General features: G+C 43.0%; 13 protein-coding genes. 6 read left to right on the top strand and 7 right to left on the bottom strand.

Going from position 1 to position 17,317, the window contains the following annotated elements; genetic code table 11:
• The coding region (locus tag PN499_RS13095) for a GAF domain-containing protein (protein WP_272032380.1) at nucleotides 1-2,880 on the bottom strand (2,880 nt) is incomplete at its 3' end.
• A 107-nt stretch (nucleotides 2,881-2,987) separates the two neighbouring features.
• On the opposite strand from PN499_RS13095, the gene wecB reads away from it, so the two are divergent.
• From wecB to PN499_RS13110, 3 genes are all read left to right on the top strand, one after another.
• Nucleotides 2,988-4,127, top strand: a complete 1,140-nt coding sequence (gene wecB, locus PN499_RS13100) for a non-hydrolyzing UDP-N-acetylglucosamine 2-epimerase (protein ID WP_272032381.1) — start codon at nucleotides 2,988-2,990, stop codon at nucleotides 4,125-4,127.
• Nucleotides 4,128-4,311: 184 nt separating this feature from the next.
• Nucleotides 4,312-5,235: an AraC family transcriptional regulator gene (locus PN499_RS13105; RefSeq protein ID WP_272032384.1), complete on the top strand. Its 924-nt coding sequence runs from the start codon at nucleotides 4,312-4,314 to the stop codon at nucleotides 5,233-5,235.
• A gap of 85 nt (nucleotides 5,236-5,320) precedes the next feature.
• On the top strand, nucleotides 5,321-6,946 hold the full coding sequence (locus PN499_RS13110) for a CHRD domain-containing protein (protein WP_272032385.1): 1,626 nt from the start codon (nucleotides 5,321-5,323) through the stop codon (nucleotides 6,944-6,946).
• Between the two features lie 113 nt (nucleotides 6,947-7,059).
• Here the strand turns inward: PN499_RS13110 and PN499_RS13115 are convergent, their stop codons facing one another.
• Complete coding sequence (locus tag PN499_RS13115) at nucleotides 7,060-7,569, bottom strand: glutaredoxin family protein (protein ID WP_272032387.1); 510 nt, start codon at nucleotides 7,567-7,569, stop codon at nucleotides 7,060-7,062.
• Nucleotides 7,566-8,063, bottom strand: coding sequence for a TIGR00725 family protein (locus PN499_RS13120; protein WP_272032389.1), 498 nt, complete (start codon nucleotides 8,061-8,063; stop codon nucleotides 7,566-7,568). Before PN499_RS13120 ends, PN499_RS13115 begins: the two co-directional genes overlap by 4 nt.
• A gap of 2 nt (nucleotides 8,064-8,065) precedes the next feature.
• On the opposite strand from PN499_RS13120, the gene PN499_RS13125 reads away from it, so the two are divergent.
• A complete protein-coding gene (locus PN499_RS13125) occupies nucleotides 8,066-9,049 on the top strand; it encodes a DUF389 domain-containing protein (RefSeq protein WP_272032391.1) in 984 nt (327 codons plus the stop codon).
• 130 nt (nucleotides 9,050-9,179) lie between these two features.
• Here PN499_RS13125 and PN499_RS13130 read toward each other — a convergent pair whose 3' ends face one another.
• On the bottom strand, nucleotides 9,180-10,061 hold the full coding sequence (locus PN499_RS13130) for a 4-hydroxybenzoate solanesyltransferase (RefSeq protein ID WP_272032393.1): 882 nt from the start codon (nucleotides 10,059-10,061) through the stop codon (nucleotides 9,180-9,182).
• A 273-nt stretch (nucleotides 10,062-10,334) separates the two neighbouring features.
• Here PN499_RS13130 and PN499_RS13135 point away from each other — a divergent pair, with 273 nt between their 5' ends.
• Both PN499_RS13135 and PN499_RS13140 read left to right on the top strand, forming a co-directional pair.
• Nucleotides 10,335-11,972, top strand: a complete 1,638-nt coding sequence (locus tag PN499_RS13135) for a Ppx/GppA phosphatase family protein (protein WP_272032395.1) — start codon at nucleotides 10,335-10,337, stop codon at nucleotides 11,970-11,972.
• A gap of 134 nt (nucleotides 11,973-12,106) precedes the next feature.
• Nucleotides 12,107-13,540, top strand: a complete 1,434-nt coding sequence (locus PN499_RS13140) for a protein adenylyltransferase SelO (protein WP_272032397.1) — start codon at nucleotides 12,107-12,109, stop codon at nucleotides 13,538-13,540.
• 115 nt (nucleotides 13,541-13,655) lie between these two features.
• Here the strand turns inward: PN499_RS13140 and argF are convergent, their stop codons facing one another.
• The 3 genes from argF to PN499_RS13155 form a co-directional block, all read right to left on the bottom strand.
• On the bottom strand, nucleotides 13,656-14,576 hold the full coding sequence (gene argF, locus PN499_RS13145; protein ID WP_272032399.1) for an ornithine carbamoyltransferase: 921 nt from the start codon (nucleotides 14,574-14,576) through the stop codon (nucleotides 13,656-13,658).
• Between the two features lie 105 nt (nucleotides 14,577-14,681).
• A complete protein-coding gene (dusB, locus tag PN499_RS13150) occupies nucleotides 14,682-15,686 on the bottom strand; it encodes a tRNA dihydrouridine synthase DusB (protein ID WP_272032401.1) in 1,005 nt (334 codons plus the stop codon).
• A gap of 529 nt (nucleotides 15,687-16,215) precedes the next feature.
• Nucleotides 16,216-17,181 (bottom strand): RpnC/YadD family protein, encoded by a 966-nt coding sequence (locus PN499_RS13155; RefSeq protein ID WP_272032403.1) that lies wholly within the window; start codon nucleotides 17,179-17,181, stop codon nucleotides 16,216-16,218.
• Between the last annotated feature and the right edge of the window lie 136 nt (nucleotides 17,182-17,317).

A 17,317-nucleotide genomic window follows, 5' to 3' on the forward strand; every position in this document is an offset into this window, starting at 1 on the left:
AAGAGATCCCCCGCTCCACCGCTCCCCATCCCCCGGTGGATTGCCGGCGATGATGCCTCTGCTCTCAACCCAAATTCTTCCATCCATAAGTTCGCATAAGCGCTGGCTGATGGCGAGTCCTAGTCCTGTCCCGCCGTACTGTCTGGTAGTGGACGAATCAACTTGACTGAAGGGTTTAAACAAGCGATCCATCCTGTCAGCAGGAATGCCTATGCCTGTGTCTGCGATCGCGAAGAGTATTTCACAGGTTTGTTCTGCCTCTGCGGACGACCGATCGGCAACCAATTGCGAATCGCCCCTGTGTACTGACACTATCACTCCACCATGATGAGTAAATTTAACCGCATTACTAAGTAAATTGACTAAGATTTGTCGTAGCCTCGTAACATCTCCCACAACTATCTTAGGTATTTCTGGATCTATGAAATAACCTATTTCTAAGTGTTTTTCCGTAGCTTTGGAGGTGACAAGATCCATAGCGCTCTCGATACAGCCCTGTAAATCAAAGGGTTCTTTTTCTAAGTCAAGTTTGCCGGACTCAATTTTGGAAAAGTCGAGGATGTCGTTAATAATTGTGAGTAAAGCTTGACTGCTGCTGCGGACTGTTTCGGCACAGTCTTGCTGGTCGGGATTTAAGGGGGTTTCCAGCAATAAGTCGGTCATACCGATGACGGCATTCATGGGAGTGCGAATTTCGTGACTCATGGTGGCGAGAAATTCGCTTTTGGCGCGGTTGGCTAATTCTGCGGAGAGTCTGGCTTGTTCTAAGGCTTTATTTTGGGCGGCGAGTTTTTTACGGGCTTGCTTTTCTTGTTCTAGTAACTGAGCTTGAGCTAGGGCAATTCCGACTTGTGCGGCGACAGCTTCGAGCAATTCGATTTCGCCGATAGTCCATTGGCGTTGACGATCGCACTGGTGCAAGCCGATCGCACCGTTGGGCTCACCTTGGTAGGAGGTGCGGATTGCCAACATGGATTTTACTTGCAATTGCTGGTAGGGAATCAGCTTGTCTTGTAGCAAGGGGTCAACGGTGATATCAAAGGAGGCGATCGCTTGGTCTTGAGCGAGCACTTTCTGGGCGTGAAGGTTGCCTGTAACGGGAATTTCTATATCCAGTAAAGATTGATATCCCGGCTCTAGATATTCGGCCACGCGGTGTAGATGAGGATGGGGTGCGATCGCGTAAATGCTAATAATACAGCGGTTAACGCCAAAGGCATGACCAATCTGGGTGGCTGCTGTCTGAAAAATTTGTTTGGCATCTAGGCTTTGACGAATTTCTCTGGTAATTTTCCCCAGTAGCAAGCTGCGCTGAAATTGTTGGTGTAGCGCTTCTTGGGCGGCAAATCCGATCTTGGCACTGGCTAAGACGTTGGCGGCAGCTTGCAGAAAGTGAACGTCATCTGGGGTGAAGGTGCGTCTTTTGGTGGAATGGGTGACTAAAATGCCGAAGGGTCGATCAACGCCTGGGATTTGGACGCTGGTGCAGGCCCGTAGGGTGGTGTTTTCTAATAGCTGTACGCTGTCAGTAAAAGGAATTTCTAGGGAGAGGTCTTCAACAATTACTGGTTCGCCAGAGCTTAAAGTAAAGGCAAATTGGGAATTGTCGTTAGATGAGGCGATCGCCACACCGATTAGATTCTGGGGCCAGCCAAACCCTGCCTGCAACAGCAAAGTCTGGGTTTGTGGCTGATATTCCCAGATTTGACAATACTCTACTTGCAGGGTAATGGCGGTGAGGGTGACAGTTTCATTCATGAGGTGGGGAATGGGAATCCCAGCTAGGGCTCGCTGACCGAGTTGAGCGATGGCGGCTGAGGCGCGGGCTTGGATGCCGAGTTTCTGTTCTGCACGTTTGCGATCGCTGATATCTCGCAAAATCAGGGTAAATACTGACTCGTTTTTTAATTCCAGTTGGGAAATGGAGGCTTCAGCCGGGAATTCGCAGCCATCTTTGCGTCTGGCTGTAATCTCAGTCCGGTTTCCTGTGGTGTTTTGGGCAGCCTTAAGGGGTAGTAAAGTCTGCTTTGTGCTATTTTTTAAGCTCTGTTCGGGAAATAGCAGGTTTAGAGATTGTCCTAAGACTTCGCTGGCCGTATAGCCAAAAATTTGTTCTGCACCTCGGTTAAAGAGTTGAATTTGTTGGTTTTCGCCTACGGAGATAATGGCATCTTGGGCAAGGTCGAGAATTCCCACTAGGCGGATTTGGGAAGTTAATAGGGCTTCTTCTACTGAGGCGTTGCTGGCGATTTGAGCTTCTAATTTTTCAATGATGGAGGCGGCTGACTCGCTGTTGATGCTGAGGTTGGGTGCTGAATTTGTGGGGGTAGGAGCGAGAGGTGGGTTTATGGGGATATTCTGTGAATGGGATAATCGCTCGTTGATGAACTCGCCCCTAGAACTTTTTTCTAGACTGTTTTCCTGAGTGGGCTCCGATCTTTGACGATCGCTGGTATTCTGTCTTTCTGGGTTAAAGGCGAAGCCAGCCGCAGGCATCGCGCTTGCCACTGGCGGGTTGAGACTTTCTTGCTGGAGGCGACTGGTTGTGGCGATCGCATAAGCTGCGGCCAGGGAAAGTACCAAGGTAAAAGCAGCACCGATCGTTGGTAGCCAATTGGTGGAATCATAAAGTCGGGAGATTGCCAACAGGTGGCTTGTACAGCCAGCACTACTGAAGGCTGCTAACATCAAGACAATCCAGTTGTAGGGAAGATTTCGCCGCTTCCAGGCAAAATAAACTAGGGTAGCCGCGATCGCACCCTCACCCAAGACAAGTAGGGAATAGGGGGTAATAGTCAGCGAAAAAAATGATGGCTCTGTGCGAGGAGGCGGAGGAGGACTAGAATTGAAGAAGGAAAAAATAGTTATCAAAAATTCCATTAAAATAATTCCTCCTGGTAGACAGGCAAAAATCTTTCTATTATTTATTCTGAAGTCTCGACTCCTCAGCCTCTAGGCGCGAGGAGAATCTCAATAACCTGATTTTAATGTCGAAATCCCCTATTCAGCGCACAAAAGCCATTCACCGAGTCTGTATCACCTTGGGAACCCGCCCAGAGGCGATTAAACTCGCCCCAGCGATCCAACTGTTCAAAAATTCGCCGTCCTTTGAGACTCAGGTAATTTTAACTGGTCAGCACCGCGAAATGGTTGAGCAAGTGATGCAGCTATTCGACTTTAAGGGCGATCGCGATTTAGCGATCATGCAGCATCAGCAAACTTTGACAGACATTACTTGTCGAAGTTTACAAGGCCTAGAAGCATTATTTAAAGAGTTGCAGCCAGAAATAGTATTGGTACAAGGTGATACAACAACTGCTTTTGCTGCTGCCCTAGCTGCATTTTACCAAAAAATTCCTGTAGGTCACGTAGAGGCAGGATTGCGTACTGATGATTTATTCAATCCTTACCCAGAGGAAGCCAATCGCCGCCTAATTTCACAGCTAACTCAGCTACACTTTGCTCCTACGGTGTTAGCTGTAGAAAATCTCAAAAGATCGGGAGTTGTTGGTGCAATTCACCATACAGGAAATACTGTAATAGATGCTTTGCTTTCCGTCGCAAAACGACAGCCTGAGTGCAATATTCCTAATTTAGATTGGAGTCAGTATCGGACAATTTTAGCCACTGTTCACCGTCGAGAAAATTGGGGCGAACCACTGGCAGGAATTGCCCAAGCCTTTATCGAAATTTTAGATAAGTTTCCCGATACAGCATTACTTTTGCCTTTGCATCGCAATCCAGTTGTCCGCGAACCTTTACAAGCTTTTTTAGGCGATCATCCGAGAGTTTTCTTAACGGAACCTTTGGATTATGCAGAACTGGTAGGAGCGATTCAGCGCTGTTATTTAATCCTCACTGATTCTGGTGGATTGCAGGAGGAAGCTCCTAGTTTAGGTAAGCCTGTTTTGGTATTGCGGGAAACTACGGAAAGACCAGAAGCAATTGAGGCTGGAACTGCTAAACTTGTGGGCACTAATTCTAATACAATTGTGGCAACAGCAGCAAAGTTACTGAGCGATCTGGAGACATACAATGCTATGGCTATGGCAATTAATCCCTTTGGGGATGGGATGGCAGCGCAACGGATTTTGAAAATTGTTGAAGAGTATTTTTTGAATTGTTAGTTGTTAGTTATTAGTTGTTAGTTGTTGTAAGTAAGTCAACTTAATAAAATTAAATATCTGATAAATTATCCGTAACGCCGCCATCCTGGCGGTGACTTTACCGCGCCTGGAAAGCGGCGTTACTGATAGTTTTGCGTAAATCCTGATATATAATTATTGAAATTGATTTTAGGAGAATCTTATTATGGGATGGGATTTAAATATTGAGATCCAAGATCCAGAAATATATATTAAGCAAGTACCAACTATTACTAAACATATACCCCATTCAAAAGATTACAAAATTCAATGGCGACTTGCGAAATTAAAGAACTTCGAGATTCTTAATGTTGTTTGGCAAGCTGGTAGTACATATACCGCAGGATATACCTTTCCAGGCAAAATTGTATTCACATTTACGGATGGCGATCATATCTTAAAAGTTGGCTCTAAAGAACTCCTAGTTAATCAGAAACATCTGGTAATGAATCAGCCTGGAATCGAGGTAATCCGTCTGCGGCACTCATCCCAATATAGTGCGATATCAATTTATATAGATGAAGCTAGATTTTTAACTGAATTAAGCAAATACCTTGACAATTCCCCCGATCGTCCCAAAGTTATGCAAATTATCGATAGTACAACTCTTTATGGTCATTCATTGTATCAAATGGTAATGACACTCTGGAATTTAATTGAAACTAACGGACATCCAATAGTAATTGAAAATCTAGAAATCGCTATTTTCTCAACTTTAGTACAAGGTACATCTTACGGTAATTTAGATAACCCAAATATCAAAGTATCCGAGACAGGAATCGCTCGCGTGCGGGAGGCTGCTGAATACATTCGCGCAAATATGAAAAAAGACCTTACAATTGCACAGATTTGCGCTGCAATGAATTGTAGCAGTCGCTCTCTGCAAATTGCTTTTGCTCGTCATTACGGTGTTTCTCCCAGTCAATTCCTACGAAATATCCGACTTGAAGCAGCTCGTCTTGAGTTAATGGACAGTAACAAAACCATCACAGAAATTGCTTTTGAATATGGTTTTTATAATCCGGGTCGCTTTACAAGATACTTCCAGCAGCATTTTGGAAAAAAGCCTTCAGACATTTTGCGAAACTAATCTTTCGCAATTTGACTAGCGGAACTAGAAACCAGTAAGTTATAAATTTTATGTTGAAATAAAATAACACCCAGGTTAACGCGATATGGACTTATCAGCAATTGACTTAGGAATGCCTTCTGATATCGCTCAAGCGACTGAAGGCAATGATATATTCTTCTTCAATCAACTACCTGCTAACCAGATTAGTTTACTTTCTAATTCTCCAGGAAGGGACATTATTATGCTGTTGGGAGGTGACGACTGGGTAACTAATAACGAAGAGAGTCGCACTTATTACGGCATGGCAGGAAATGATACGATTATCGGGTTAGGAGGCGATGATATCTTATTGGGTAATGCTGGCAATGATTTACTCTGCGGAAATCAAGCATCTGACACGCTTTCGGGTGGTCAAAACAATGATACGCTCATCGGTGGTAAAGCTAGCGATATCCTTAATGGCGATATCGGTAATGATATATTATTAGGAGAATTAGGAGATGATATTCTTACAGGGGGAGCTGGAAACGATACCTTAACTGGAGGAGATGGTGGTGATATTTTTGCCATAGCTAAGTCTGAAGGGATCGATCTAATTACGGACTTTCAAAACGGTGTTGACTTTATCCAACTTAATTCCTCTCTCACTTTTAACAATCTCGCCATTACAACAACGAATTCAGGTCAAGTATTAGTTACCGATCGGATTGCCAATCAATCGCTATTTGTAATTAGTGGTATTGCAGCTAGCGACTTAACCGCCGCAGATTTTCTTACAGGCACTTCTGAAGGCACTCCCGATCCTTTCGGAGAACGCTCTTTTACTAAGTATGAAGCGTTCCTTAGTCCTCAACAAGAGCCAGGAGAACCGATTGTATCGGATGCTAAAGGATATGGTAGTCTTAGTTTCCCTCAAAATCTGAGTTCTCTTCAGGTTGACGTTCAAATGTCTGGTGTCAGTCCTTCAGAAATTGTTGGATTTCATATCCACTGTGGCCCTCCTGGTGTACTTGGGCCTATCGTTGTTGATTTGGGCCAATTCGGAGTTTTCGATCGGACGGTTGTAGATAATAAATTTTCTGCCTTGGTTACGAATGAAAATATTACTTTAGTAGATTCTCCACCTGAGTTACCTGACGGTGTACCTCGCATTCCTGATGAAGGTTTGGTTAGTCAATCAAGCCAATTTACGGGACAAATTTCTGAAAATAGTACTCGTCAAGCTGCTCATTTAGGTGTCCCTCACACTCATGATGAAGGTTTACCTGAATCGGTTAAACCTACTGCACAAATTCCTGGAAATACTCCGAGTTTACCTACTAATTTATCTGAAGGTGTGCCAGGTTTGCCTCAATCAGTTCAACCTACTGCACAAATTCCTGGAAATACTCCGAGTGTACCTACTAATTTATCTGAAGGTGTGCCAAGTTTGCCTGAATCAGTTCAACCTACTGCACAAATTCCTGGCAACACTCCGAGTTTACCTACTAATTTATCTGAAGGTGTGCCAGGTTTGCCTCAATCGGTGGAGGATTTAGCACAACCTCCTGATAATGTTCCTCGTCTACCCGAAGGTTGTCCAGTTGAAGTTGGCCTTCCCGGTCAAGTCAATACTGTTGCTGGTATAGAATCACTAGCAAGACGCGGCGTACTTTACTTTAACGTCCATACAGAGGAGCACTCATTCTATGGGGAAATGCGAGGTCAAGTTTATCCAGCACAGGCGTAAAATATAGGAAGGACTTACGCAAAACTATCTGTAACGCCGCCATCTTTGGTTTTTTTACCGCCAAGATGGTAGCGTTACGAAGTTTTACCTAAGTCTCGATCTATTTGCTATTCTTAATTAGATTTTTCGGGATCGGAGAATGTGTTCTTAAAATTACGACTCCCTCGATACCCAGATGCGTCAGCAAGTTCATTTAAAAATTGCATACCTCGATAAAATTTACCGTTAATCTCCCAAGTTGGATATCCTGTAATATTAGCAGCTCTGCATAGATTTGGCTTAGCATTTTTCCCCTTGGGATCGCACTCAATATATTCAATCATAGCAAATGCTTCTTTGCCAAAAAGTTCCTCCTGTGCGTGGCAGTAAGGACACCAATAAGCACCATACATTTTGACTTTTAGGCTTTGCAAGTGAGCGGCTAATGCCATTTCATCGGGCCCAGAATTAGTAGTAATAGGGGGGGCTTCTTGTTCACCAGATGGTGTTATATCACGGGAAATTTCCTTCGCAATCGCGCTAGGAAATACTTCGGCACCGAATTTGTCAGGTGCAGTGGTGAAAGCTGCCAAACTACCGATCGCAATAGCACTCAAACATAAAGGCAATTTGTTGAATTTCATCTTTCAGTTAATAAGATTTGACGAGTTTGCTCGATAGCATCTATAACAGTATTTACCACAAAAACATTCACTGGTGACAAATTACGAAAAAAAACTTTACTTGATTCGTCACTGTTTAACAATATAACTTTTTTATTGGCTTTGATCGCTAGGGCAATTTCGGAAGCAGTGCCCGCACCCATACCACAGGCAATAATTACATCAGAAGAGAGAACGTTGATATTATTGCGAGCGCTGCCCATATCAGTCACAATGGCAATGTCTACAGCTTCAGAGGTATGATTAGTATTGTTATTGGGAAGGATGCCAACAGTTAGACCGTTTGCTGCTTTTGCTCCTTGATTTGCAGCATCCATAACGCCGCTATTCCAACCCCCTGTTAGCAGCACCCATCCTGCTTGAGCAATGAGTTGTCCTAGTTGATAGGCATTTTCTAAATCAGTTGATGTAGGGTTGTTACCAGGCCCCATAACTCCAATAATAATTTTTCTCATATATGAATAAAGTATCCTTAGAAGAAATTGAACAGATTCGGAACTCTTTGCTAGAAGATTCTCATCTTAACCTCAATTATATGGTTTTGACTGTTAGCGCTTGTCTAATTGCTAGTTTTGGCTTGCTAAGCAACAGTACGGCTGCGATCATTGGGGCGATGATTATTGCTCCTTTGATGATGCCACTCCGGGGGTTGGCCTTTGGAGCTTTACAGGGAAATGCTCTGTTATTTCGCCACAGTTTAATCTCGCTAATTGTGGCGACTGGTGTAGGAATTCTGCTGTCTTGTTTTTTGGGTATTATTGTTGATTTGCCGGAATTTGGTTCGGAAGTTCTAGCCCGCACTCAACCTAATTTAATTGATTTAGGTATTGCGGTGGTTGCTGGTGGGATGAGTGGTTTTGCAAAAACGCGGCCGAAGGTGGGAGATGCGATGGCGGGAACTGCGATCGCGGTTGCTCTTATGCCTCCTCTTTGCGTTATTGGTTTAAGTCTTTCTCAGGGATATTGGCAGTTTAGCTGGGGAGCTTTTTTACTGTATTTAACTAATCTTTTGGGGATTGTTTTAGCTTGTATGCTAGTCTTTATCTGGGCTGGATATGCAAAAAAAGGGAAAACTAAACGAGCACTTGCTTATGCTTTTGCTTTGACTGCTGTGTTGGTTATTCCTTTAGGAATTAGTTTTGTACAACTGATTAGACAAGCTCAGTTACAAGCAACTCTTAAAACTCTTTTAGTCAGCCGGACGGTGACAGTTGGTCAGCAGGTAGAGTTGATCAAAACTGAGGTAGACTGGACTGCTAATCCTCCTCTTGTCCGCTTGATTGTGCGTGCTAATAAACCTTTAAGTTCTAAGCAGGTAGATTTAGTAGAAGAATTTATTGAAAAGCAAATGAAAAGGCCTTTTAAATTAGTTTTTCAAGTGCGAGAAGTTCGGGAAGTAAGGTCAAAAGATTTTTCTGAGAAGCCAGAAAGTTTGCCTTAATAGGACTTACGCACCCAACCAAAGAAACCGGGTTTTTTACGAAAATACTTCGCCGGGACTCACAGATTCTCTCAAAAACCCGGTTTCTAGGCCCCGATGCGTAAGTCTTATTTATATAAAATTCCTAAAATTAAAAAATTGCTCCGCTAACCATCCCAGCAAGTAGAATGAAGCCAACCCAAACATTTTGACGAAAGATCGCGCCGTAAACTGGTTTCGGTAAATCTTTTTGGCGCAGTTGATTATACTGTAATATCCATAATATGGCGGCGATACAAATTCCCAGCCAGAAGCCAAGATGCAATTGCATATTTATGCCTGTTGCTGCTAACAAAACAACGGTCAAAAGAAAGAAGATACCAACGGCATTAGCGCTGTTATCTCCAAAGAATATGGCACTAGAATTAACTCCCAGACGCTGGTCATCTTCTCGATCGCTCATGGCGTAAACTGTATCAAATCCTAATGTCCAAAATACAGTTGCTCCCCATAAAAAGCCGGTGGGTATTTCTAAACGGGAAACTAACGCACTCCAGCTAATTAATACTGCAAAGCCCCAGGCAATAGATAATACTAATTGGGGGATGGGAAAGACTCTTTTTGCTAATGGATAACAGATAATGATCGGGACGGCTGCTGCACTCAGCCAAAAGCTGAGAGGATTAAGATAAAATGCAAGAACGGCGGCACAAATAAAGGAAATTAACGCGACTCCGATACCTGTTTGGACTGTGAGGGCGCGGGAGGCGAGGGGGCGCGATCGCGTCCTTTCTACTTCGGGATCGATATCGCGATCCCAGAGGTCGTTAACAACGCATCCAGCGGCGCTAGTGGCTAAAGTACCTAGCACAATTACGCCTACTAAGGGTGCAGGGGGAGTGCCGCGTCCGGCTAAAAAAACGGCCCAGAGGGCAGGAATCATTAAAATTAGCCGTCCTGCTGGTTTATCCCATCTCAGCAGCCGCATAATAGTAAGCAATTTGGGTTCGGATTTAGGCTCGGATGCAATCATTTTGAATTGTTAATTTTGATTTGATCTGATTTTTACACCAAGGTTGAGAAGGGGCAAGATACCAGTACCATAACTAAAAATTAAAAATTAAAAATTAAAAATTAAAAAATTAAAAGTGGCATAGCACAAGAGGATTTTTAATTTTACATTTTTAATGACCTAGAGATCGCTACAGCCATATTGTAATTGTACAAAATATTTACTTTTATTGAGGCTACGACCTAACAAAATTCGTGGGATAATAAATATATGTGTTATCTTCCATAAATTCCAATGGTTAGTTCAGTTCCTTTAGTGAGGATGCCTAATCCTTCTGCGGAGCAAAACCGCATTCTTGCCGCCCTGGATATGGGTACAAACTCTTTTCACATGGTGGTAGTTCGTATTGATGTAGCGCTGCCTGCCTTTACAATTATTGCTAGAGAGAAAGAAAGTGTCAGATTGGGGGATTGCGATCCCAAAACTGGCAACTTAAAACGAGAGGTAATGGAAAAAGGAATCGCAACTTTACGACGCTTCCAAGATATTGCTAAAACCTTTAATGCTGAACAAGTAATTGCTGTAGCTACGAGTGCGGTGCGAGAAGCTCCAAATGGTCGCGATTTTCTCAAGCGAATTGGCGATGAATTAGACCTAAATGTTAGTTTAATTTCCGGTCAAGAAGAAGCGCGGAGAATTTATCTAGGCGTGTTGTCGGCGATGGAATTCAACAATCAGCCCCATATTATTATTGATATTGGGGGAGGCTCTACGGAGTTAATTTTAGGTGATTCTCTAGAGCCTCGTTCTCTCAGCAGTACGAAAGTAGGTGCTGTTCGCTTAACCGGAGAATTGGTTAAAACTGACCCAATTAATCGAGATGAGTTTGCGTATTTGCAAGCTTATATTCGGGTAATGTTAGAACGACCGATTGATGATTTATTAGCTAATTTGGATGTTGATGAGTTGCCGCGTTTAGTTGGCACTTCTGGTACTATTGAAACTCTAGCAATTATTAACGCTCGTGAGAAATTGGGGATAGTTCCTAATCCCTTGGCTGGCTATCAGTTAAGCCTCAAAGATTTGCGGGATTTAGTTACTCGCTTTCGCAAGCTTTCTAACTCGGAAAGACTGGCGATTCCTGGGATGTCTGACAGGCGTTCCGATATTATTTTAGCAGGAGCGGTGATTTTACAGGAAGCGATGGCTTTACTGGGGGTGGAGTCGTTGACTGTTTGCGATCGCTCTCTCCGAGAGGGGGTAATTGTTGATTGGATGCTAGCGCATGGTTTGATTGACAATCGCTTGCGATTTCAAAGTTCAATCCGTCAGCGTAGCATTATGCAAATGGCCCAGAAATATGATGTTAATTCTGAATACAGCGAACGAGTTGCAGCTTATGCACTGAATTTGTTTGACCAAACTCAAGGGATTCTCCACAATTGGGGAACAGAAGAAAGAGAATTACTTTGGGCTGCTGCGATTTTACACAACTGCGGTTTGTATGTCAGCCATTCAGCACATCATAAGCATTCTTACTATTTAATTCGCAATGGTGAGTTATTAGGTTACACTGAAACTGAGATTGAAATTGTGGCAAACTTAGCCCGTTACCACCGCAAAAATAATCCGAAAAAGAAACATGAGAATTATCACTCCTTGCCTAAAAAATATCGAGAATTAGTTAATCAATTGCATCCTCTATTGCGGTTAGCAGTGGCATTAGATCGGCGGCAAATTGGTGCAATCGCCCAGGTAAATTGCGAATATCACCCAGAAGTTCGAGAGTTACATTTGCGGCTAGTACCAGCCGAATTAGATGATGATTGTGCTTTAGAACTCTGGAGTATAGATTATAAGAAACCTGCTTTTGAGGCTGAATATAATCTCAAATTAATAGCCACTTTGGAAGGTGTTTCGGTTATTTCCTAATCATTTACGCATTCATGTAACGCCGCCCTCTGGGCGGTAATTTACCGCCCAGAGAGCGGCGTTACAAATTAACTATGCGTAAGTCATGACATAATTTTTGTAATACCCATTCTACAATTAAAATCAATCAAAAAATGTCAAATCCATTTCTCAACCTCAATTACGAAACTGCCATAGAATCTTTAGGTAGTGATTATTTTGATGAAGTCACCGCCGCTGACTTTCCTCTGCATATCCTCCGCTTCCGCAATGACCAATTATTGCCGATATTAGGACTAGATCCCAAACAAGTAACTGACGAAGATTTTACCACAGCCTTTGGCAAATTTCACTGCGTCCGCCCCTTCCTCGCACTCTGTTATCATGGCTATCAATTCAACGAATATAACCCCTATTTAGGCGATGGTAGAGGCTTTCTCTACGGTCAAGTTCGTGGTATTGACGGCAAACTTTATGACTTCGGTACTAAAGGTTCTGGCCGCACTCCTTACTCCCGTACTGCTGATGGTAGACTCACTCTTAAAGGAGGAGTTAGAGAAGTTTTAGCCGCTGAAGCTTTGCATCGATTGGGTGTCCGTACTTCCAGATGTTTGAGCATGGTTGAAACTGGCGATTCACTGTGGCGAGGCGATGAACCTTCTCCCACTCGTTCATCAGTAATGGTACGTTTTAGTCAGTCTCATATCCGCTTTGGAACCTTTGAAAGATTGCATTTTTTGAGACGGAATGATTTAATTAAAAAGCTTCTAGATCACGTTATTCAATACTATTACCCTGAATTACATTTTCAGACAGGCAGAATGCCAGTCCCAGAATCAGAGCAATATGCACTATTTTACGCAGAATTAGTGAAGCGAGTAGCGGAATTAGTTGCTCAGTGGATGGCAGCAGGATTTTGTCATGGAGTTCTAAATACTGATAATATGTCGATTACGGGAGAAAGTTTTGACTATGGGCCCTATGCGTTTATCCCCACATATAAACCTCAGTTTACAGCCGCTTATTTTGACTATTCGGGACTTTACTCCTACGGCAATCAACCATTTATTTGCCATTTGAATTTAGAGAGGCTTCAACAACCTCTAGCTGCTGTAATTGACAAAAAAGAGATGGACGCTGCACTAGCAAAATTTGGTGAATACTATAATGCTAGTTATCAGCAATTAATGCTAAATAGATTGGGTTTCGATCGGTTGCCAGATTCCGAAGCCGAAGAATTGTTGCAACTGACTATTAAACTATTGAGCGAGACTCAGGTAGGCTATCACGATTTCTTTTTAGAATTGAGAAAACAGTTTTCTCAAGATTGGCGTGATGATAGCAGTCTAATTTTTAGCGAAGTTGAACCCGCAGAAATTATCGCACCTTGGCGGCAGCTTTACCATCATCTTTTGCAGACTTTATCGCCTGCGGATATGGAGGAAATACGCTTGCGGTTGCGGCGTTATAACCCCGAACAATCTTTACTCAGAATCATCATTGAGGAAGTTTGGGAATCTATTGCGACTGACGATAATTGGCAGCCATTTTATGAATTAGTTAATCGGATACAAGATCCTAATGGGTAATTGGTAATTGGTAATTGGTAATTGGTAGTTGGTAATTGCTGATTGGTAATTATTAAAACCAAAACCAAGTTAACAGTTAACCGTTAACAGTTAACCGTTAACAGTTAACCGTTAACTAATCACTGCCTAAAAGAGCAGCTAATAAAGCTTTTTGAGCGTGCATTCGATTTTCTGCCTCATCCCAAACACGCGATCGCGCACCTTCGATCACCGTATCCGTAATTTCCTCATCCCGATGTGCTGGCAAACAATGCAGTACGATCGCATCCTTATCCGCCAACTCCATCAACTTTTCATTCACCTGATAAGGCTGAAAAACGGGAATCCGCATTCTCGCTTCCTCTTCCTGGCCCATACTTGCCCAAACATCAGTATAAACCACTTGCACGCCTTGCATCGCAGTTGCCGCATCCGTAGTAATCATCACTTCGGTTTTCCCCTTCGCGATCGCCTTTGCTTGCTGCACAATTCCCGCATCTGGCTGATAATCGCTAGGAGTAGCAATTCTGACATTCATACCTACCATTGCACATCCCAACAGCAGAGAATTGGCCATATTATTGCCATCCCCAAAATACGCCAAAGTCAGCCCTTCAAAACTACCAAAACACTCCTTAACTGTCATCAAATCCGCTAAAACTTGACAAGGATGTTCCAAATCAGTCAGTGCATTAATCACAGGAATCTTAGCGTAATCAGCAAAAGTTTCTAAATCCTTATGTTCAAAAGTTCTGATTGCCACAATATCGAGATATCTATCTAAAACCCGCGCCGTATCGACCAAAGGTTCCCCACGACTTACTTGCGTTACATTCGGATTTAAGTCAATAACTTGACCTCCCAGTTGATACATTGCTACCGAAAAACTCACCCGCGTTCGAGTAGAAGCCTTAGAAAAAACCAGCCCCAAAACCTTATTTCGCTGTAATTTTAACATTCCCGATTTCAGGTTTGCTGCCAGATCCAGCAGATAGTTTAATTCTTCAAAACTTAAGTCTGCCAGACTTAATAAATCCCGCCCTTTTAATGTATCCATCCTTACCCTCAAAATATAATTGTTTAGGGAATTACCCGCAAATTACGTAACACCTCCCTCTGGGCGGTTTAGTTACCACCTCGAAAGCGGCATTACGTAACAAAATCACAACTGTTGAATTGCCCGATCGATCTTCTCGCAACCTTCTTCAACTGTTTCAACAATTGCCAACTGACCGCGCAATTCGCCAGCATTAGCGAAGCCCTTAGCATACCATGTTAGATGCTTACGTGCTTGACGAATACCGCTCTCGCCTTTATATTCCCACAACGCCCGCAAATGTTCCTTAGCACATTCCAAGCGCTCAATTGGTGTCGGTAATATCTTTTCTATTCCAGTTTTTAAGAAATAATCAATCTCTCCCACTAAAAATGGATAACCCAAAGTTCCTCGCGAACACATCACACCATCCGCGCCCGTTTCTGCTAAACAATTGACCGCCGCTTCAACAGAAAAAATATCTCCATTAGCAATCACGGGAATCGAAAGAATTTCCTTAACGCGGCGAATCCATTCCCATTTTGCCGGGCCGTTATAACCTTGAGCGCGAGTGCGACCGTGTACCGTAATCATCTGTGCACCTGCATCCTGCATTCGCTTGGCAAATTCCAAAATAGTAATTTCTTTATCTGACCAACCAATGCGAGTTTTAACAGTAACAGGTACGTTCACAGCTTTAACAACTGAACGCACAATTGCCTCTGCATTTTCTGGATCTCGCAGTAAAGAAGAACCGCCACCATTTTTAGTAATTTTGTTAACAGGACAGCCCATATTAATATCAATTGTATCTGCTCCTTCTTTTTCGGCCATCACCGCCGCTGCTGCCAAAAAATCGGGCCGACAATCAAATAATTGAATGCTAATCGGGCGTTCATTAGGGTCAACTTCCATAATTCTTGGCAGTTGCTTAACGTAATGCAGTCCAGTCGCATTTACCATCTCGGTGTACATCATCGATTCTGGTGCGTAGCGGCGTACTAAGCGACGAAATACTAAGTCTGTAACGCCGGATAAGGGCGATTGTAAAACGCGGCTTTTGACTTCAAAAGAGCCGATTTTTAGAGGTGTTGCTAATCTTTGTTGTAATTCAGGAGACAAGACAGGCATGATCTATTGTAAGTTATAGCTAGGGGTTAGTGGCTAGGGGCTAGGGAAAGAAGGGGAAAAAGAGGGAATAGAATTAATTTTCAGCCATGAGCGAGTGTCCTAATCGTTTTGGCGATTGCTATACTTATAATATCAATATTTTATCTTAATAATTTGCTGCATCGTGGAATTTGTTGTAATTGACCTACGTTCCCAGGTGAAAGCATTGAGGCCACATCTCCAAGGCTGGACAAAAGAGGAGATAATAATATGGCTCAGTCAGTATGGAAAAGTTGAGGTTTTCGAGTTTAAGCTCAGCAATTAAATCTTTGCGGATTTGCCTGAACATTTTACCTTTACGTCACGCTGTGGTCTTGATTCTGTCTTCTATTTTGGTAATGATAATTCGTTACAAGTCATTTATCAATGGGAAAGTTAACATTGCCTAAAGTCAATAGAATAAGATTTGACTTTTCGTAATGTATGATGCTCTCTACAATCAAAAGTGCCGTGATGCGATCGCTCTCAAGCGATCGCACCTACTCACCCCCTAACTCTCACCCTCACCCACCGCAAGCAACTCCTGAAAATCCAATATAGAAGGAATCGCGATCGCTTCCCTTAGCAAACGGCGCAACACAGACACATCTCCTATCTTATTAAGAGCTTCCCTCACCTCTAAAGGCACAATTTCAAATCGAGCTTCTAAGATTTCAAGCACAGAATTACGAGCCATTTGCAACGTGCCCCGTTCAAAACCCTCTTGCATTGCCATCTCTTCAGTTTGACCTAAAAAACGCATTTGACTATCCTCCTGATAACGCCTCAAATCATTCTTAAATTCCTGTTGTAACTCCACTGGCAACCTCATCATTCCATCAATAAAACGGAACAAATCTATCACCTCATCTCTACTATAACCGCTCTCAAATAAACTCCTTACCAAACTCCACTTCCACAACTTCCTCTCCTGCGGTAAACCCCGTGTCGCCTGTGTCTTCAAATGAGCCATCACCATCACAGCGAAAGGATTTCTACTACCCTCCAAATTCTGCCATTGACTTTCATAATCTAACAGTTTCGCAATCGGAAACTCCAGACTCACCCGACAACCACCCAAAGCATAGCCGTAACCAGATGGCCGCCAAGATACCTGCTCATCTCCCAACACTGCTAAACTAATCACTGAACGCTCATAGCGATCGAAAGTCCTGTAATTATACTGATACATCCGCTTAGCAAAGTCAGACTTAACTTGGCTCTGCACCTCCACATGAATCAACACCCATGCTTCTTCCCCATCTTGCAGCCACACCTGAAACAACTTATCAGCAAAACGCTTTCCTGAGTCCCCCTCCCCAACAATCTGCTGCAATTCTTGTTCCAGAGATTGAGGCGGAATGCTCCAATCAATTAATCCATGAACTTCGGCGAAAAAAAATGCCAAAAATGCTTCAAAATAGATATCTAGCGCCTGTTTCCAAGCCCCATCAAAATCAGCTTGTAGTTCGCTCACCCTAACTCCTGTTCATTCCCATATTGCTTTATATCATCCATCATCATAAAATAAAGAAATGGACTCAATTCAACTCACTGGAATTCGCTGCTACGGATACACTGGCTACCTCCCAGAAGAACAAGTCTTAGGTCAA

This window comes from Kamptonema animale CS-326 (genome assembly GCF_028330895.1).
In the GTDB taxonomy this organism is placed as follows: domain Bacteria; phylum Cyanobacteriota; class Cyanobacteriia; order Cyanobacteriales; family Microcoleaceae; genus Kamptonema; species Kamptonema formosum.